Below are 18,509 nucleotides of genomic sequence, written 5' to 3' on the forward strand. Positions count from 1 at the left end.
AAATAGATATGCATTTTCTTGTATCAACCTATTAAAAATAGCAGTTATTCCAAACTATTTTGTTTTATATTTTCCGCAGCTTCCCCTTCTGCTTGGTGCGGGTCCGCCGGCACGAAAGGCGGCAGCCCTTCCGTAGTCATCGCCGCAGATGGCTGAATTCCGAGACAGTGGCACATTAGCGGGGCGAGCCGTAGCTGGGGGAGCGCCTGGACCTCTTTTTCCAGGGATAACACCTCTTCACCAAAGGTATAGAGCGGCACATGCCGCTCCGCCGGAGTGCCCCCGCCATGAAATCCGTTTGCGTTCATTCCGTGGTCGGCTGTAACCAGCACCCTGTAGCCCTGCTCCATCCACTGCGGCAGCACGGTAGCGAGCAATCCGTCCACCCTGCGGACCGCAAGCTCGTATTCCTTGCTTTCGCCGCCAAAGCGGTGTCCGGCATCATCAATATTCATCGTATGAATATACAGAAAATGCGGGTCATAGGCCACCCGCAAATATTCAGCGTCTGCGAATACATGGCTATCCGGGTAATGATCCTCGAAGTAGAGGCTACCGTGCTGAATCGGCTTCAGGACATTATGCTGGTGCCGGTCCGACACAGGGTCAAAAGGCGCCGAGCTGTACAGCTCGCTGACCCAGTGGTACGCGGCTGCGGCTGTACGCAGGTTAGCGGCGACAGCCAGATGGAACACACTCATCTCACGGCTCAGCCGGACGATATGATTGGCGGTAATTCCGTTTCGCGACACCGGTGTGCCTGTCAGCAGCACCTCATACAGCGGACGCGACAGGCTGGGCAGCTCCGACTGTACCTTGTAGCACGACAACTGCCCCTGCTCCACCAGATGCTCCATATAGCCCATATACTTGCGGGCTGCGTCATACCGCAGTCCATCGAGCACAACCACGATAAGCTTGTTAGCTGATTCCGTCATAAGTCTCCCGCCTCCCATGAACAACCAGCCCTAACAAAGTGCTCCCGCACAAGATCGGGCATGATTGAGTCTACAGATCAGATTATTCTTCCCTCTTGACCGCTCCTGCCGCGCAAGCCGCGCTTCTTATGCCCCTTCCTGCTCCAGATGCAGCAGCTGGGACGGATCAAGCAGCAGAATGACGTTATCGCCTTCCCTTACCCGCAGCCAACGGCCGTCGTTGAGCAGATCTACCGTGAGCTGGATTCCTTCCGCCAAAACAACCGTACGAATAATATTGCCCAGCACAGACACAGACTCAACCCTTCCTCTCACATCCATCATGCCGTCTGCATCATCTTGAATCGCTTCACCTTCTGCCAGCAGCGTCACCGCTTCGGGACGGATGGCGAAGCTGTCCGCCCTGCTGTCAATTCTGCGGAACAGCGCCAGCGCCTCGCTGCGGCTCAAAACATTATAGCTGCCCATGAACCTGGCAGCAAATTCTGTACGCGGCGCAGTGTAGAGCTGCTCCGGGGAGCCCTCCTGAACAATCCGCCCCTTGTTCATGATGCAAATCCAGTCCGACAGAATCAGCGCTTCCTCCTGGTCGTGGGTGACGAACAGCGTCGTCATGCCCAGCCGCCGCTGAATGTCGCGGATTTCCGCGCGCAGATTCTTGCGGATTTTGGCGTCGAGCGCGCTGAGCGGTTCGTCCAGCAGCAGCAGCTTGGGCTGGACGGCCAGCGAGCGGGCCAGCGCCACCCGCTGCTGCTGTCCGCCGGACAGCGACTGCGGGTAGACATCGCGCTTGTCCTCGAGATCGACCATCGCGAGCAGCTCCCCGCAGCGGGTGCGCCGCGCTGCCGGGGCAACCCCGCGCATGCGCATCCCGTATTCCACATTCTGGCTTACGGTCAGATTGGGGAACAGCGCATAGGATTGGAACACCATGCCTACATCCCTGCTGCGCGGCGGCAGCTTCGTCAGCTCCTTGTCCGCAAGCAGGATGCTGCCGCTGTCCAGTTCGGTGAGCCCTGCGATGCAGCGCAGGAGCGTGCTTTTGCCGCATCCCGACGGACCCAGCAGGGTTACAAGCTCCCCTTCGGCGATGTTCAGATCCACTCCGGCCAGCACAGGGGCATCGTCAAAAACTTTGCGGACCCCCTGCAGCCTCAAATAATCCTTCTTCATTCCGTGTCCCTCCCAGTCATTACTTCGCTTGGCCGCCAATCTTTTTGCCCAGCTTCATCAGCACCGCCGACAGCAGCAGGATAAACACAAAATAGGAGATCGCAATCGCACTGGCCAAATGCCCGCTTTCGCCGACCCGCTGATACAAATAGACCTGAATCGTCTGGATATGCCCTCCAACCAGCATGTTCGTCAGTACGAATTCCCCGAACAGCACGGAGAACGACAGCAGCGCGGAGACGATCACCCCGGGCCAAATATTCGGTAGAATAACATTTACAAAGGCGGTCCGTCTCCGTGCCCCAAGCAGCTCAGCGGCATTCAGCAGCTCCACGGCGGATACGCTGAGCAGACTATTGCGGATGCCCTGATACATATATGGCAGAATGACCACAAAATAAGCCCCGACCAGCATATAAGCGGTCCCGGAAATGTCGAACGGACCAGACGAATAGGCACGGATTAAGCCGACGGCGGCGACCACACCCGGCACAGCGTAAGGCAGAACAACGATCCCTTTCATAAAGCTCTCCCAGCGCGGAAAATAGACCGTAATGACAAACACAGCGGGCAGCATCACGGCTAAACTGAGCAGAACGCTGATCACACACAGATACAGTGAGGTCCACAGCGCATCCAAAAAGCGTAAATCCTTGAACATATCACTGAACCAGCTCAATGTCCAGGTGCGGGGCAGCAGTGTATTCTGCCAATCCTGGGCAAAAGCATACAGCCCCGTAGCCAGCAGCGGCAGCAGCAGATATACCATGAGCAGGAGCATGAAGGTACGCGGGGCAACGCCCGCCTTGCGTGTATTCATTGGCCCGCCTCCTCCCGCACGGCTGCCCAGCGGCGTCTGAACAGGCTGCTGCTCTGCTCCCGTGCGGCTGTTCTTTTGCCGCTGAAGCCCTCCATGCGGCGCACCATCCGCTGATTGAGAAATACCGCAAGCAGTGTACTAAGCGCGAGCAGAACCGCTAAGGTGCTGCCCATTTGCGGCTGAGTCACCACATCGCCGGCAACCAGCGAGCCAATGCGGACAGCGAGCAGATTGTAATTCCCGCCAACCAGCGCATAAGCGGTGGCATACGCCCCCATCGCATTGGCAAAGAGAATGCCAAGTGTGCCGAAGATCGCCGGGGACAGCACCGGCAGACCGACGGTCTTCCAGAACTGCCAGGGTCCGGCTCCCAGCAGAGCCGCCGCCTCTCTCCACTGCTCCCTGATGCCGTAGAACGCCGGATACAGCAGCAATAAAGCCAGCGGAATCTGGAAATACACATACACCAGAATCAGGCCGGACCAACTGTACAGGTTGAAGCCGTCGAACACGCTCCAGCCCCATTGCTTAAACAGCAGTGTGAACACCCCATTGTTCCCCAGCAGAATAATGTAGGCAAAAGCCAGCGGGACTCCGGCGAAATTCGAGGTCATGTTGGACAACATTAGCAGCCGGTCACGTACGGCTGGTGCAAAACGCGTGATACAATACGCGCATACAAGCCCCACAGCCAGCCCAAGCAGGCTGGAGAAGACTGAGATCAGCAGGCTGTTCTTGATCGCCTGCATATAATAGGCGCTGGTCAGCGCATGCTGATAGTTGCCCAGGGTGAAGCCTTTTCCATCCGCATCCCGGAAGCTGCCCGACAGCATCGACACTACGGGCACCACCTGAAACGCCAGCACCATCAGCACAAACGGAGCCAGGGCCAGAATCACACCGCGCTTCCTCTGTTTCATCTCGGGTGCTCCTCTCGCATAGAATACAAAGCGGGCGCCTCAGGCATACAGCAAAGGCGCCCTTACTCTCTTATATGAAGCCGGCCCGCAGGGGACCCGACTAGTTCAAGTGTACAAGCACACGTTCCTGCCATAGCTGCGGAAGGCTCTTTGCAGTCTCTTCCCATACTTTATAGTCGCCAACCGGCTTGGCGTTGACATATTCCTCTTTCGGAAGCAGCTTGGCAGCCACATCCTCCGGCAGCTTCACGCTGTCGCGGATCGGACGGGCATAGCCTTTTGCCAGATTAATCTGGCCTTCGTCGCTGAGAATGTACTCACGCGTCAGCTTGGCAGCATTCGGGTGCGGAGCCCATTTGTTGATGACCGTCGCATAACCGCTCACTACACTGCCCTCCTTCGGAATCGCCACGTCAAATCCACTCTTGTCGATCTGATCCTTATAGTTCAGCGCGTTGAAATCCCACAGCAGCGTTACTTCCACTTCGCCCTTCTCAATGTTCGCGAGTGAAGCCTCGGCATTGGAGAGACGGCCCTTCTTCGCAAGATCCTCAAAGAATGCAATCCCCGGCTCAATATTCGACTCATCTCCGCCAAAAGCAATCGCTGCAGCAAGCACAGCCATCTGCGCCTGCGCCGCCTTAGTGACATCGCCAACAATGATTTTATAGTTGCCGTTCTTCAGATCCTCCCAGCTTTTTGGCGGGTTAGCCACAAGCTTCGTATTGGTCAGGAAGGAGATGCTGCCCTGGTAGCCTACAATCCAGTTGCCGTCCTTATCCTTGGCCCAATCCGGGATCTCATCCCAATAAGAGGTTTTATAGGGCTGGGTTACCCCCTTCTCCACCGCAACCGGACCGAAAGCGATACCCACATCGCCAATATCTGCCGTCGGCTTATCCTTCTCCGCTTCGAACTTGGCGATTTCCTCCGCGCTCGACATATCGGTATCTGTATGCTTAATTTCATACTTGCTCGTAATATCATTCCAGGTATCCTTCCAGTTCGCCCAGGTATCCGGCATACCCACACTAACCACAGAGCCTTCTTTGGTAGCCTCTGCTTCAATTTCGGACAGGCTCAGCTCTTTCACTCCGGCATTTCCATTTCCTTCATCAGCTTTGGCTTCCGAGTTGGCACAACCGGCAAGCAACAGGACGAGCAAGGACAACAGCAGACCCATGGACATGATTTGCGTAAATCTTTTTTTCATGATTTCCCTATCACTCCTATTTCTGATTTGCGGGCGTTCTCTCTGATCCAAGCTGTACGCTGCCCAACTGAAGTATAGGGGGCCATTATTCGCCCGGAATTAAGTGAAATGACAGCATTTGTAAACAAAAAAAAGCTCCGCATAGCGGAGCCTTGCTTCGAAGCCTATTCCAAGAGCTTCTTCATCTGCATTCTTAATTGTTTCGCTTCCTCTTTAATATTGGAGTGGGAGACATCTACATTGGCATCGTAAAAGTGCATGATTTCAGTAAACAGCTCATAGAAGCTATTTTTGATTTCAAAATTTCTGCTCAGCGGAATCTTCGACCGGTAATTATCCAGCAGCCCAAAATATTTGCCGTTGGCATTACTGAGCTGGTACAGATCCAATTCGGCATCCGCCCAGCAGCAGTTAAACGGGTCAATGACCGCTGCAGCAGCTGACTGGTCTTGTTCGAGCATAACATTCCACATATTATAATCACCGTGGATCAGCCGCGCATGCTCTACCTTCTCCCCAAAGATTTTCTCATAATTCTCATAGGCGGATTGTACAGTCTCATAGACCTCATCATCCAGCTGCTTGTTCTTATGCATTTTCGCTGCTTTTTCAAATATGAGATCAACCTTTGGCTTGTAATACTCGTTCCAATCTTTCGTGTAGGTGCCCGAGTTCAGTTCGCCGAATCCCTCCGGATGGATCACACTGTGATAGGCAATAAGGTTGTCGATAATTTGATCAGCGATTCTTTTTCTGTTTTCCTCAGGCATATCATAAATCTCACCCGCATTGATACCTTCTATGTATTCCATACCCAAGACATCAAGAGGGATTGTATCACTCTTGTGATGCACAAAATACACCTTGGGCATAGGGAGCGTCGAATACTCGCCAAGTGTGGTTAATTGGGCTTGCTCACGGGTGTTAAGTCCAGTCCGGTTGTATACTTTTATAACCAGCCGGTATGGCGGCGCATCCATCTCAACCAAAAACACCCTGCCGTAAAATCCGCCTCCGATGTCCTTGATTGAACCTAATGCTGCATGAAATTCTGCCTTGACTAATTCACTAATATTCGTAATGAACTGCTGATCCATCGCTCTGCCTCCTCTTGGGATTTGAGCTTATTTTAGGATACCTGCATTGAAAAATATATATAATATCCTTTCCCTATATAAGAATAAAGAACTGCCCGGTTATCCAGCCAGCTCTTTACCTTGTCTATAGGCGTTGTTCGGGGCTGAGCTACATGCGCAGCTGCTTCTTGAACCAGTCCAGAATTTCCGGGAAGACTTCATCCAGATAATTCATCGTACAATGCTCGGCATCCTCCATGTATCTCAGTGTGGTTTCTCCCTTGGCCCAGTTCACCATTTTATCTGCATGGGTCTTGGGCGCAGGCATCACCTCATCACGACCCGCATGGAAAAAAAGCAGCGGTGAGCGCAGAGCAGGTGCATCATCAATATCATAATTGAACTGGGAAAGTGCCTCCTCCAGCGTCTTAACTCCCGTCATATACGTAACCCCGCGCTGCCAGATCGGATTCAATTTCCCCAGCCCCTGGATTCCGCCGATATAGACCAGCCCGCTATTGCCGGCCGTACATTTCACCCGGGGATCACGGGCTGCGGCCTCAGGCGCCAAATAACCGCCCAGGCTGAAGCCGACGAGGCCGATTCTCTCCAGATCAATCCCGCAGGGCGGCTGCTGTTCAAACCAGTCTATCACTGCTGAAACTGCTGAATGGTAATCACGGGAATCAAATTTCATTGTACGCCACATCTCGCCCTGGCCCGGTCCGTCAAACGTGAAGAAATTAAAGCCCTGCCGGTTAAACACTTCGCTGAAATGATGTCCCTCCGCCTCCTTAATATTGTCCATGCCATTCACAAAAATAATCAGCGGTCTGCCTTCAGTGTCCGCTTTCCTTAAATAGCCCGGGATGTTGACCCCACGATACGGGATATCCACTCTTACAGGCTTCTCCGCTTCGCTGTATAAGGAGAGCGCCCGGACATAGCTTTTTCTTGCCTTGTCCTGCGTAGCCTCCTTCTGCCCGCTGTCGATAAAAAAGATATGCTGTCCCGCATGGTAGCAGGCCACAGCTTGATGGAATAGGGCCTTGGCTGTACCCAGACTGCCTTCGGCCAGTGCCCGCTCCGCTTTGCGGTACACCTCATCGCCCTCCTTGGTCCAGACCTGACACCACTGACGCCAATCGCCAACTCTCGCCACCACTCTCCGGAGCCTTCCATAATCCAGCCCGAACATTAAAAACCGGCCATACCAGCGCTGATACACTCTCTTTTCATTAAAAACAAACCGGAACGCAAACCGCTCCTTCACCGTTAACTCTATCATGATTGCCATCCCCTTCACTAATAGTAGTTATATATATAATAGCTATAGCAACTATATGAGTAAAAAAAACTTATTGTGCGTTCCGGCAAATTTTCTCTAAAGTATGAATGAACTGCGCCAACTCCTCATCAGGGATATCTTTCCTGAATTGTTCGTTAAACTGCTGCACATGAGGGATAAGATCAGCGAACATTTTCTCTCCCGCTGCCGTCAGATAAATCTGATAGCTCCGGCGGTCCTTGCCATGCGCTTCGCGGGCCACGTAGCCCTTCTTAGCAAGCACATCCAGAATACGCGTAACATTGGTCTTGTCCTTGAAGGTTCTGACGGCAATCTCGCTCTGATTGATTCCAGGCTCCGCATAAAGCACATTCAGCACGGTCCATTGCTCAAAGGTAAGATCATAACCCCTCTCCATAAAAACGCTTAGCATCTTGCGCTTGATCAGCACCTCGCCCTTGATAATCTGATATCCAAGCAGTTCTGTATAATCGTACCCGCTATCCAAAGTTCCACCCGCCCCAACAAGTTGTTATAACTATAGTAGTTCCAACAACTTGTGTTGTCAAGGGCTTTTGCCGGCATACTGTAAGAAGCTCTTCCTACTACCAGCTTTATCTTCTCCGCGCCGCCACACTGACCACGCCGTAGCGGAAGAGCACTTTGCGGCCAAACCAGCCGAACAGCCGGTCCGTAGCAAAGCCCATGAACCCCAGGCAGAATAGCCCGACAAAAATCCAGTCCGTGCGGAAGAACAACCGCGAATTCCAGATGAGATAGCCAACCCCTTCGTTTGAGGCAATCATTTCTGCGCCGATGATGGCCATGTAGGAGGTTCCCATCGCCAGCCGCACCCCCGTGAAGATATACGGAATCGTAGCCGGTACAATGACATGCAGCAGAATCTGCCACTCGCCTGCCCCCATGCTGCGGGCGGAACGGATTTTGTCCTCCTCCACCGACATTACACCCGTTAAGGTATTCAGCACCACAATGAAAAAGGTCGCATACATAATCAGCGCAATCTTCGACTGCTCCCCGATGCCGAACCAGACCAGGAACAGCGTGATGAAGGCAATCGGCGGAATAAAGCGGATGAAATTCAGGAACGGCTCGGCAAAAATGCGGATGATATTTACTTTTCCAATAATCAGCCCCACAGGAATAGCCAGCAGACTGCCGAGCACCCAGCCAACCAGCACCCGGTAAAAGCTGATGCCGATATACTGCAGCAAGGTACCGTCCGCAATCAGCTCCTGCCCACCCTTAAGGGTGCTCCAGGGGCCGGGGATCACATCAGGACCATACACCCAAGCGCCCAACTGCCAGATGCACAATGCTGCAATCCACAGCAGGGAGACGGACACCCATTTTTTCTCCACCCATTTCATCATGTATCACACCCTATCCTATTCTTCGAAGTGGCTCTGAATTTGATGGTACAGCGAGTAGAATTCCGGCGAAGCCACATCCCGCGGGAAGGGCAGCGAATTATCGTAAATGTCAGTGATATTAGAAGAGGGGCCAACAGACATAATACCGATCCGCTCGCCCAGCAGCAGGGCCTCCTGAATATCATGCGTCACAAAAATAACGGTTTTATGCGTCTCGCGCCAGATGTGGACCAGTTCCTTCTGCATCGTCCGCCGGGTCATCGCATCCAACGCGCCGAAGGGTTCATCCATCAGCAGAATGGCCGGATCATTTGCCAGCACCCGGGCGAGCTGCACCCGCTGCTTCATGCCGCCTGACAGCTCCTTCGGGAACTTCTCCTCATGCCCGTTCAGCCCAACCAGCCCGATATAGCGGTCCGAGATGGCCCGGCGCTCCAATTTGGGCATCTTCTTCATCCGCAGTCCGAATTCCACATTCTCCCGGACGGTCAACCAAGGGAATAGGGACGAGTCCGCCTGCTGGAACACAACCGCCCGGTCTCTGCCCGGCTTATTCACCTCTACATTGTCCACTCTCAGATTGCCGCCGGATTTGGAGACAAACCCGGCAATCATATTCAGGAGTGTCGATTTCCCGCAGCCGCTCGGCCCAAGCAGCACGAAGAATTCACCGCCTTTGATCACCAGATTCACATCTTTGATAATGTAATGCACGTCACCGGCGGCAGGCTCACTGTAGCTTTTGCGGAGCTGCTCGATATAAATGGCATGCTGTTTGGCAGATAAGGACATGGGGCACCTCCTGAAAATTTGGTTATTTCGAATATGTCACCTTATCCGGCAGCGCCTTTTTAAGCGGCTCCAGATTCAGCTTGCTGTTCAGGTCAAAGTCCTGCTTAATGATACCCGTATCGACCATATATTTCTTTTGTCCCGCGAGACTGTCATACGCAGCCTGTGTAAATCCAACCTTCCAGGGGCTCTTCGGCAGGTCCTTCAGCGTAGCTTCTTTCGGCTGCTTCACATCCTTGAACATCAGGTCAGCCACTTCTTCAGGATGCTCCTGGGCATAGGTCGAAGCTTCATCCACCGCTGCCAGGAATTCCCCGATTCCACCCGGATTGGCCTGCACGAACGTATTCCCGGCTACTATCCCCATCCCCAGCCGAACCGGGGTCTTGGACATGTCGGTCAGCTCATGCACGCCTTCAAGCGCGGCAAGTTTGCCGGTCAGCGCTGAGCCGCTGAACCAGGCGGCATCTACATCACCTTGCTTCAGTGCAATGAAGGCTTCGTCAAAAGCGCCTTGTCCCGTCAACGTTACATCACTTAACGCGAGGCCCTGTTCCTTCAAATATTCATCCCACAGGTACGGCAGAAAAGTGCCGCGCATGAAGCTTAGTTTTTTACCCTTCAAATCAGCCGCCGACTTGATATCATCCTTTACGAACAGCTTCCATACCGCCGCAGCCTGATCTGTGGCCTGACCGGCGGAAGCAATAATCGAATACTCCCCTTTGGCAACGGCATTAAGCACCGGGAAGTCGGCGCCGAAAGCTATGTCCACCTGCTTGATGAAGAGCGCATTCACACCCTCCGCCGGAGTCCCGAAGTTGACGATTTCCGCCTCAATGCCGTGTTTGGCAAAGATTCCTTTATCCACGGCCACCCGGAAGGTCGGGTTCGTATTGATGTCGGCAATTTTAATCTTCAAGGTGGATGCCGCCGCATCCCCCTTGGAGCTGCAACCGGACAGCACCAGCACTATAGACAAAGATAAGAGCAGAACTGCTGAGTGATACCATGATTTTTTCAAAATTATGCACCTCTTCGTTTATGAATTTCGCTAGCTGTTTCTCCGGCCGCCGCCCTCATCCGCAGTAGCCACACAAGCAGCTCCCTCCATGAACGGCAGCGTTGTTGCTACATTAACCACAGAATCTGAGCCTTTTGGCGCGGCTCCCGGCACTCTGAAGGTGGATACCTCTATCGGCTCAATGGCATTTTCCTGCGGCTTCGCCAGTTGCGGTACCCAGGCATAAGGCACGCGGTAGGAACGGTAGACCATATTCGTATTTCTGCGGTCGGTGTAAGGGGAGATATACTCCCACACTAGCTCATGCTCTGCCGTCACTTCGAACAAGCGGCCATTCGAGCCTTCGGTAATCAGCGTATTGCCGTTCGGAAGCCGCTGGGCCGAGCTGATATATGGACTGTAGAATTTATAGGAATCGGTCGGAACAGAGAACCCTGCCTCTGCAGAGGTATACTGCCATTCAATATCCAGCGTTACCGGATTGATTTCCAGCACCCGGGAGTGGTCGCGAAGCGCATTCTTTTGCCCAAAAGGTGAAGAAGGATTCGGCAGGCCATACCCGCCCCAGCCGCCGTTGTCGAACACCAGCAGATTGCCTTCGCCCGGCAGCCCCTTCGGAATAATGTGCGCGTGATGCTGGCCGATAATCCAGTCGATATGCTTTACTTCAGGCAGCGAGTAGTCCGGTCCCAGCCGCCAGACAATAGCCCCGGTCCGCTTGTCAGTGATGGCGATAATATTCGCCTCCCGGGCGTCCCAGATAATGTTGTCGGGATGGAAACGCTCATCTCCGTTATCATAGAATTTGTTCGGTCCCACATACGAAGCCGAATTAATATGCAGCCAGTCGCCTACACCGCCGCCCAGATCACCGAAGGAGCGGGTGTTCGGATCGCGGAACAGGACATTGCGCGCCGCCTCGTCAAAACCCAGCTCATCAAAATGGTCACTAGCCGCCCACTCCCAGATAATATTGCCCTCCCAGTCCACTTCAATAATCGTGTCATCCAGCAGCTGCTTGTCGGAAATCTGGTGATTATGCAAATTCTTATGGGCTAGAATCAATGTTTTACCACTGTTAGCTGAAGGTTCAAGGCCGGGAGTATAGTAACCGACCGGATTGCCCTCCCGCTGGTAATCATGATGCTGGCGCGCATACCATAGCGGCTCATAGCCGGGGTCCTCGATATGCTCGTAGCTGTTATATTTCCAGACCACATTGCCTTCCCAATCAACTTGCACCAGATCGACATTATCCTGAATCCCAAACTTCGGATCTCTTCGTCCCGTGCTGCCGAGCACGTAGCCGCCAGGAAGGATTTTGGCCGGAAACCCGATCAGCCCCTGCCACAAATGCACCTCCTTGCCGCTCATATCAATCAGCACAACCCCCTCGTCGCCCGCCTGGAATACGGTGTAGCCGCTCCACGCTTTGCCGGGATTGTATACCGTTGCTCCTGTTGGATATACGGTTGAATGTCCCATGATTCATCCTCCTCAAAGTTTTGTAAGCATAGGCTTCCTTGATCTCACTTCGTACAAAACTCGCTTCGGAAGCTACGCATAAGTTTTGTAAGCATAAGCTTCCATTTTCAGTAGCTGAGATAGTTCTTCTTCACACTTGCGCGTGGCTTCTGTTCACGGGTCTGCAGAAGGGGCGGCTCGGCATTTTGCTCCGCCAGCTTGAGCAGCGTCTCCGAGAATCCTTCCAGATTGCCGATAATCCGCTCATAAAAGCGGGCCTGCTGCTCCAGTTCCTCTGCCGTAAATCCCTCGAACAGAAGCGTAATACATCGGGCCCCGATGTTGCCGTTGCGCGCAACCATCTCCCGCCCTTTCGCCGTAATATCGAGCAGCACCGTGCGCCGGTCATTCTCCTTGCGTCTGCGCACCGTGTATCCACCCGACTCCAGCTTATCGCTCAGCGCTGTTATGGCGCCTGAGGTGAAATCCAGCTGCTCCGCGAGATCGCCGAGACGCTGTTCACCGTCACGGATAATTTTTTGCAGAATCAGCATGCCCGGTAGAGCAATACCCTCCACGCTTACCCGGTCACGCTCCTTCACGAATCTCCGCACCATTCTGCGGAACAGATCATCCGCTTCCTCCAATCGCTCCCACTGCTTATCATCCATTCGTTTCCCCTGCTTTCCAGTAATCAGATACCCTATACAACAAGGCGTAACACCTTTGAACCACAAAAAGACCCCCGGAACATCCCCTTATGCGGGATATACTCGGGAGCCTTTGGCGGTCCAATCAGCTCAGTCATTATTTTCACGGTTATTATTTCACTGTTCATTTAATTAGCAGTGAAGGATTGCAGTAATCATATATCCTTTTATTCCTACCTGTCAAGTAAGTATTTATAATTTAGAGGCCGTCCCTCAGCATTTTCGCTCAGGAACAGCCTCACTCACTTCTCACATCGCTTTTTCTGTCAAATCGCTAACTAAATTTCGTATCCACTTGCGGGAGTATATCCGGGCGTAGCCGAAGCCAAAGCGGACAACCTCCTCAAGCGATATGACGAGATATACAAGGTACACAGGCTGCTTCCAAACGTACGACAGCAACAGCCCGGATGGGACACCTATCAGCCATGTTGCGGTTGATTCCATAACGAACACGAACTTGCTGTCTCCCCCGCTGTTCAGAATGCCGCCGGCTATAATCATATTGGATACTTTGACCCACAGAAATCCAGCGAACACGATCACAATATAGACACCCATTTGTTTCGCATCCTCGGAGATGTTGAACGCAGAGACATACAGCTTCGAGCCTGCTGCAATAATGCCCCCGACGATTAGAGAGATCACGATGCCAAGGCGGATGAACTTTTTCGCGTGATCGAGTGCGATGTCGGTTTCGTTCGCGCCTAAACGGTTGCCAACCAGTACTCCGGCTGCACTGGACAGACCTGACAACAAACCAATGCACAGCCCTTGCAGCGGAAATGTAATGGTCATCGCAGTCATCTCCATCGTTCCCATGCGGCTGTAGATGATCGCATATGCCGTTTCGCCCAATACCCAGATCAATTCAGTCAACAGCAGCGGATAGGTCGTTCCAAAAAACTTGCGGATGAGCGGTTTAGGAATAACAAACAAGTTCTTTAGCCCGACAGCCCCCGGTAAACGATACCGGTACACAGCACCGATGATCAACAAACATTCAAAAACCCTGGAAATAAGAGTAGCTATGGCCGAGCCCTTCAGACCAAGCTCAGGTGAGCCGAAGTGGCCGAAAATAAGCACGTAGTTCAGGATAATATTCAAAACAACTGTAATTAAGCTTACATACATCGGCCATTTGGCATGTCTGGTACTGCGTAAAATCGCGGAATACATCATCGTAAACATGACAGGCACGAAGCCAAGTGACATGAATCTCAAGAAAATATGCCCATCGTCTATTACATTCGCATCTGTGGTGAACATGCTCAGAAAAAGCGGTGAGTCGATGAATACAGCCGCTGAGAACAGGAACGAAAACACAAAGCCGACGAGCAGACCGAGACCCAGCACCTGGGATACACTTTTGGTATCCTTGTTCCCCCAGAACTGGGCAGCATAAATGGATACACCCGTTGATAGACCGGCCAGTACAACTGCGATGATCCCGTATATTTTCGTAGACATCCCGACCGAGGCAATTGCCACGTCTCCAAGCTGTCCGACCATCATCTGATCCGTCAAATTGAGGAGTGCCATCAGCAAGCTTTGAAGCGTAACCGGTACAGCGATTTTATACACACTTTTATAGAAATTATCCTTCTCTAGCATGAATTTTTCATAACCCCCATTTTCTTGATTTTACAGCTCCCATAGCCACTCGAAGTCTATGAATTAAATGAATGTCATATCACTTTTTTATAGCGCATGAGTGTGTAGTTATCCTTGGGCTGGATCTCTACAACCTTGAACTTTTTGGTAAAGCACAATTGCTGATACCCGTCTCCATCCACTAAAGTAATGTTCGAAGCGCCTCCGATGATGATTGGGAGCTGCATCAAAATAATTTCATCAACGATATCCTGATTAAAAATATGCCAGTTCAAAAAGCCGCCGCCTTCTACCATGATGCTGGTAATCCCATAGTTGTCCTCCAATTGCCGCTCAAGCTCCACGAAATCTACTTTATCCTCGCCGCAGATAAGGCACTCCTTCCCTCTTTCCCGGATCTGCTTGATTTTGCCCTCGTCCCGCCCTTTCTCGGTCGTGACGATAATCGTCTTCCCCTCATCCGAGAGCACATTGCTATCCAGCGGAATGTCAAGGGTCGTCGTCGGAATGATACGGATTGGATTTTTGTTCTCCTCATACCGGTTAGTAAGAAACGGATTGTCTGTCAGGATCGTATTTTTACCAACCATAATCCCCTGCACATTTCCCCGGAATAGATGGATGAACTCGATATCTTCACTGGAAAACAAAGAAAAAAGCTCTTTACTCGAATTACCGGCCCCCATAGTTAGCTTTCCGTCAATCGAAATTTGGCTGAATATCGTTGTTTTCATTTCTCTTCCTCCGTCTCTTATTAGCTTTGAAATGCGCGTGAAGCTTCATGGATGGTCTGTTCCATTTTTTTCAACGCTTGTTCAGGATTGCTCAAGGGCAGCTCAGTCAGGCCCGCATTCATCGCTTCCCATACATGGATCATGAAAGGATTAGTTGGCATTGGGCGTGCATGATCTAAAAGCGACAAAATCGTTTTTTTGTTAGGCGCAGCAGAGGCAGCCAGGCGGTTCAGCACCTCTTCCTGAGCCGGAATCCGCTGCACATCGAGCGTCCACATGGTTTGGCATTCATCACTCAGCATAAAACGCGTGAACGACAGGATATCCTCCCGCTCCCCGGAAGTTAACGAATGGTTCGGGTAAATCAGGCCGATGGAAGAAGACATGGATAGCGATTGCCGGCCTTCTATGACCGGAAGCTGGCAAACGGCAAGCTTGTTACCCATATGCTTGTCCAGGTGGTTATAAATCCACTCGCCGCAAATAATGGCGCCGATCTTACCGTCAATGAACTGCTCTAGCAAATCTGTGGAGCCGTCGAGACTGACGAGCACGCCTTGATCCATCTTCTCGCGGATGAACTGGAGCGCCTGCTTCATTTCAGGGGTGATGATATCCGGCTTTCCGTTCTTTACAGGCCAACCGCCGAAAGCCGTGAGGAACGGAATAAACCAATAGCCCTGCTGCAAATCTGCCCCTAGTGGCACAATGCCTTGAGCGGACAGCTCCTCTGCCGCCTCCTCGAACATATCCCAGGCCGCCGGCGCACTGACGTAAATCTCCTGATTGTAATACACAACCAGATGGTTGCCCCGAAGTACCGGGGTACCATACTGAACGCCATCCAGTTGCATCGTTGAAAGGGCCCCTTCACTCAGCACATCGTCCAACAACCCTCCCGGCACTTCGGAGTAAAGGCCATTCTGGACGTAGGAGGACATATCGGCTGGAACCATTGCCAGGTGGGGACCTTGATGAGTGTCCTTAATTCGGTTCAACCCTGCAGTCAGCTCCGAAATATTCATCACTTGTGGCGTAATTTGTACGCCAAATCGTTCCGTATACAGCTTGCAAATTCCCTCCAGCACTTCAATCGAGGTATCTCCCGGACCGTCAAACTCATGCCATAACACGATTTCCTTTTTGTTTTTTTCCATCGCAGCTTCTCTCCTTTAACTGATAAGTTGAACTTTAGATTTTTATATTAGGTATTGGTCGTAACTGCGGGGAATGTTTGGACTTCCGGCCGCTGTTGTCTGCAGATTTCTTGATTGTTACCGCTCTTCGCGGTAGAAATCCGCAGACAAAGGCGGACGCGTTCGCTCCTCCAGTTCCAAACTTCCCCTCCGTCACTTCTGCCCTTTTTTTATTTTCTTTCGTTCAACTTATATGGCTTGTCTAATATTGTTAACGAGCACTAAAGCTTGATTCGGTGCAAGCAGCAGGCTGTCGAGGGTCTGCCCCACACTGCTGCCCGTTAAGGAACTATCTAGTGTCACGGTCATTGGGCATCGTCCGGGTACGGCAGCCTTCAAATCGACGTGGCAAGCATCAGAACTCAAATTAAAGCTGCACAGCAGCGTCTGATCTCCATGCAGATACCCATATAGCACAGTACCTTCCGGGGATTGAGCCACAAAGAAGTTTTCCGGCTTGACCAGCTGAGGCCAATCCTTCTTGAATTCACTTAACTCAGCCAGCAGCGGCAGCATTGGCGCAGGGTTGGTCCAATTAATCTGCATGACATTAAAAAAAGCGCGCGCGATATCCTCTCCGTTCGTATTGTCTCCAAGACCGCAGTTGAGGGGCTGCTCCTCATTCATTTCATAGCCGGTCGTCACGTATGGAATCGCGTTCGGAAGAAATTGATTAAATACCGCGATCATACGGGCAACCTCGACACCACCACGGCTCGTGATCCGCGGAGTATCAGCCGTTTCTGCACAGGCAAACACATGAATACACAGCTCAGGCAGCTCCTCTAGGAATGAAACGAGATTCTCCTTCGTAATTTGCGTCATGACGTTCCATCCGCTGCCAAGCATAATGTTATAGCCGGTGCTCGCCGCCTTCTTATGGTTGCGGTTGAACAAGTCTTCGCTGATCAAGATCGCATTCGGATTGATCTCTTTAATCGTGTCAAAAATTCGGGTCAAGAGCGGCGTAGGCAGCACATGTCCGATATCGATGCGGAAGCCGTCAATCCCGTACCTTTCGAGATTGAACCGTACTGCCTGCTCCAGTACGTCCCACAGCTCAAGATTCGGCTCATCTCCCGGATAATAGTTGCATTTGATCGTATCAAAAAGGACATAGGGCGCTTGATCCGGACTTATAAGATGTCTCACTTGAGGAGAAACATCCTTGTAAAGGCGCAAGAACGTAATATCTGTCCAAATCGGCTGCACATCATTAATCCAATCCGAATGCGCCGGAGCAGTCGTTATCCCCATTTCTTGCTCCACCAAGGTTAATAGTTCCTCCCCGGTTTTAGCAGCCTTTTCCTTTAACTGCTGCCAAAGGACCGGATGAAGTTCATTTGGCGGCAGTGAAAACTTCCGAAGGAACGCTGCAGTTTCCTGGCTGCGGTAGACCGTCTCCAGCTTGTCAGGCGTACACTCCTCAAAAAATCCAAGCTCAGGAATGGGAGGCGGCGCAAACCCCTCCAATGCCTCAGTTTTGATCCAGTACACCCAATCCGGGTGTTCGGTAATGAACTCACTGTTTTTCGCCGTTACCCGGGGAATGAAATCGAGAACGGTCTTTATATCAAGCAAATGGCAGGCTTCGACCAGAGCGCTGAGCTCATCGTGAATCGTGAACTGCTTCATGCCGTCTAAAAGGCTGTCGTGCAGGTTCTGGTCCAAGTGGAATAACGATTGCACCGCGTAAGGTGATCCGATATCCCCCTTCAGGTTCAATTTGCTGTATTGGTTAACCGGAAGCATGTACAGAATATTGATCCCCATCTTTTTCAGCAGCGGCAGCAGAATGCAGAACCTTAAAAAAGTACCTGATTCGATTGTTCCGTCATGGTTATAGTCCCAAGCAGTCGAATAGCGAATTAGCGAGGAATAGATCGCGCTGTCGTCCAGATCCGTACGTTCCTTGAGCGAATACCTCCATGAAAGCTTGTCCAAGTAATTGAAGTTCTCCGTCATAAAATCATACGGATGTACACAAATCTCACCGTCTTTTTCGGAAAGAACACGCTCATATTGGCACTCATTCCACACAGCAGGTATCCAGATCGGCTCTATATCCTTATCTTTGTGTGCAGACAGGTAATCCTGAACAAGTCTAAAATTGCTGTCTTTACTCATTGGCAGGTGCCACCTCTCGTTGATTG

17 protein-coding genes are annotated in these 18,509 nt (G+C 51.8%); all 17 read right to left on the reverse strand.

Features of this window, described 5'->3' with window-relative positions; all coding sequences use genetic code 11:
• Positions 1-44: 44 nt before the first annotated feature.
• A complete protein-coding gene (locus tag AC0LWN_RS21970) occupies positions 45-938 on the reverse strand; it encodes an alkaline phosphatase family protein (protein ID WP_474669073.1) in 894 nt (297 codons plus the stop codon).
• A 126-nt stretch (positions 939-1,064) separates the two neighbouring features.
• The gene (locus AC0LWN_RS21975) at positions 1,065-2,111 is read right to left on the reverse strand and encodes an ABC transporter ATP-binding protein (protein ID WP_474669075.1); all 1,047 of its coding nucleotides are present in this window, start codon (positions 2,109-2,111) and stop codon (positions 1,065-1,067) included.
• Between the two features lie 19 nt (positions 2,112-2,130).
• On the reverse strand, positions 2,131-2,931 hold the full coding sequence (locus AC0LWN_RS21980; RefSeq protein ID WP_474669077.1) for an ABC transporter permease: 801 nt from the start codon (positions 2,929-2,931) through the stop codon (positions 2,131-2,133).
• Positions 2,928-3,851 carry an ABC transporter permease gene (locus AC0LWN_RS21985; RefSeq protein ID WP_474669079.1) on the reverse strand — a complete coding sequence of 308 codons (924 nt, stop codon included), beginning with the start codon at positions 3,849-3,851 and terminating at the stop codon, positions 2,928-2,930. The genes AC0LWN_RS21980 and AC0LWN_RS21985 overlap by 4 nt, the downstream gene beginning before the upstream one ends.
• 100 nt (positions 3,852-3,951) lie before the next feature.
• Entirely contained in the window at positions 3,952-5,064 is a 1,113-nt protein-coding gene (locus AC0LWN_RS21990; protein ID WP_474669081.1) for an ABC transporter substrate-binding protein, read from the reverse strand.
• Positions 5,065-5,228: 164 nt separating this feature from the next.
• The gene (locus tag AC0LWN_RS21995) at positions 5,229-6,161 is read right to left on the reverse strand and encodes a phosphotransferase (protein ID WP_474669083.1); all 933 of its coding nucleotides are present in this window, start codon (positions 6,159-6,161) and stop codon (positions 5,229-5,231) included.
• Positions 6,162-6,309: 148 nt separating this feature from the next.
• The gene (locus tag AC0LWN_RS22000) at positions 6,310-7,428 is read right to left on the reverse strand and encodes an alpha/beta hydrolase family protein (RefSeq protein WP_474669085.1); all 1,119 of its coding nucleotides are present in this window, start codon (positions 7,426-7,428) and stop codon (positions 6,310-6,312) included.
• 70 nt (positions 7,429-7,498) lie between these two features.
• The gene (locus AC0LWN_RS22005) at positions 7,499-7,936 is read right to left on the reverse strand and encodes a MarR family winged helix-turn-helix transcriptional regulator (RefSeq protein ID WP_474669087.1); all 438 of its coding nucleotides are present in this window, start codon (positions 7,934-7,936) and stop codon (positions 7,499-7,501) included.
• A gap of 106 nt (positions 7,937-8,042) precedes the next feature.
• Positions 8,043-8,819 carry an ABC transporter permease gene (locus AC0LWN_RS22010; RefSeq protein WP_474669245.1) on the reverse strand — a complete coding sequence of 259 codons (777 nt, stop codon included), beginning with the start codon at positions 8,817-8,819 and terminating at the stop codon, positions 8,043-8,045.
• An 18-nt stretch (positions 8,820-8,837) separates the two neighbouring features.
• Positions 8,838-9,614, reverse strand: a complete 777-nt coding sequence (locus AC0LWN_RS22015; protein ID WP_474669090.1) for an ABC transporter ATP-binding protein — start codon at positions 9,612-9,614, stop codon at positions 8,838-8,840.
• 22 nt (positions 9,615-9,636) lie between these two features.
• Entirely contained in the window at positions 9,637-10,638 is a 1,002-nt protein-coding gene (locus AC0LWN_RS22020; RefSeq protein WP_474669092.1) for an ABC transporter substrate-binding protein, read from the reverse strand.
• 30 nt (positions 10,639-10,668) lie between these two features.
• Positions 10,669-12,123, reverse strand: coding sequence for an aryl-sulfate sulfotransferase (locus AC0LWN_RS22025; RefSeq protein WP_474669094.1), 1,455 nt, complete (start codon positions 12,121-12,123; stop codon positions 10,669-10,671).
• A 107-nt stretch (positions 12,124-12,230) separates the two neighbouring features.
• Positions 12,231-12,773: a MarR family winged helix-turn-helix transcriptional regulator gene (locus tag AC0LWN_RS22030; protein WP_474669096.1), complete on the reverse strand. Its 543-nt coding sequence runs from the start codon at positions 12,771-12,773 to the stop codon at positions 12,231-12,233.
• A 288-nt stretch (positions 12,774-13,061) separates the two neighbouring features.
• Entirely contained in the window at positions 13,062-14,426 is a 1,365-nt protein-coding gene (locus AC0LWN_RS22035) for an MATE family efflux transporter (protein WP_474669098.1), read from the reverse strand.
• 74 nt (positions 14,427-14,500) lie between these two features.
• Complete coding sequence (locus AC0LWN_RS22040; protein ID WP_458965507.1) at positions 14,501-15,160, reverse strand: dihydrofolate reductase family protein; 660 nt, start codon at positions 15,158-15,160, stop codon at positions 14,501-14,503.
• 20 nt (positions 15,161-15,180) lie between these two features.
• Entirely contained in the window at positions 15,181-16,317 is a 1,137-nt protein-coding gene (locus AC0LWN_RS22045) for a sugar ABC transporter substrate-binding protein (protein ID WP_474669101.1), read from the reverse strand.
• A gap of 228 nt (positions 16,318-16,545) precedes the next feature.
• On the reverse strand, positions 16,546-18,483 hold the full coding sequence (locus AC0LWN_RS22050) for an alpha-amylase family protein (protein WP_474669103.1): 1,938 nt from the start codon (positions 18,481-18,483) through the stop codon (positions 16,546-16,548).
• Between the last annotated feature and the right edge of the window lie 26 nt (positions 18,484-18,509).

The organism is Paenibacillus sp. sgz302115, from assembly GCF_056120445.1.

What these genes read in the sequence shown, in the direction of transcription:
- AC0LWN_RS22010 (WP_474669245.1), bottom strand. Translation starts at nt 8,819, where the DNA reads ATGAAATGGGTGGAGAAAAAATGGGTGTCCGTCTCCCTGCTGTGGATT.
- AC0LWN_RS21975 (WP_474669075.1), bottom strand. Translation starts at nt 2,111, where the DNA reads ATGAAGAAGGATTATTTGAGGCTGCAGGGGGTCCGCAAAGTTTTTGAC.
- AC0LWN_RS22030 (WP_474669096.1), bottom strand. Translation starts at nt 12,773, where the DNA reads ATGGATGATAAGCAGTGGGAGCGATTGGAGGAAGCGGATGATCTGTTC.
- AC0LWN_RS21990 (WP_474669081.1), bottom strand. Translation starts at nt 5,064, where the DNA reads ATGAAAAAAAGATTTACGCAAATCATGTCCATGGGTCTGCTGTTGTCC.
- AC0LWN_RS21970 (WP_474669073.1), bottom strand. Translation starts at nt 938, where the DNA reads ATGACGGAATCAGCTAACAAGCTTATCGTGGTTGTGCTCGATGGACTG.
- AC0LWN_RS22050 (WP_474669103.1), bottom strand. Translation starts at nt 18,483, where the DNA reads ATGAGTAAAGACAGCAATTTTAGACTTGTTCAGGATTACCTGTCTGCA.
- AC0LWN_RS21995 (WP_474669083.1), bottom strand. Translation starts at nt 6,161, where the DNA reads ATGGATCAGCAGTTCATTACGAATATTAGTGAATTAGTCAAGGCAGAA.
- AC0LWN_RS21980 (WP_474669077.1), bottom strand. Translation starts at nt 2,931, where the DNA reads ATGAATACACGCAAGGCGGGCGTTGCCCCGCGTACCTTCATGCTCCTG.
- AC0LWN_RS22000 (WP_474669085.1), bottom strand. Translation starts at nt 7,428, where the DNA reads ATGATAGAGTTAACGGTGAAGGAGCGGTTTGCGTTCCGGTTTGTTTTT.
- AC0LWN_RS22035 (WP_474669098.1), bottom strand. Translation starts at nt 14,426, where the DNA reads ATGCTAGAGAAGGATAATTTCTATAAAAGTGTGTATAAAATCGCTGTA.
- AC0LWN_RS22025 (WP_474669094.1), bottom strand. Translation starts at nt 12,123, where the DNA reads ATGGGACATTCAACCGTATATCCAACAGGAGCAACGGTATACAATCCC.
- AC0LWN_RS22040 (WP_458965507.1), bottom strand. Translation starts at nt 15,160, where the DNA reads ATGAAAACAACGATATTCAGCCAAATTTCGATTGACGGAAAGCTAACT.
- AC0LWN_RS22015 (WP_474669090.1), bottom strand. Translation starts at nt 9,614, where the DNA reads ATGTCCTTATCTGCCAAACAGCATGCCATTTATATCGAGCAGCTCCGC.
- AC0LWN_RS21985 (WP_474669079.1), bottom strand. Translation starts at nt 3,851, where the DNA reads ATGAAACAGAGGAAGCGCGGTGTGATTCTGGCCCTGGCTCCGTTTGTG.
- AC0LWN_RS22045 (WP_474669101.1), bottom strand. Translation starts at nt 16,317, where the DNA reads ATGGAAAAAAACAAAAAGGAAATCGTGTTATGGCATGAGTTTGACGGT.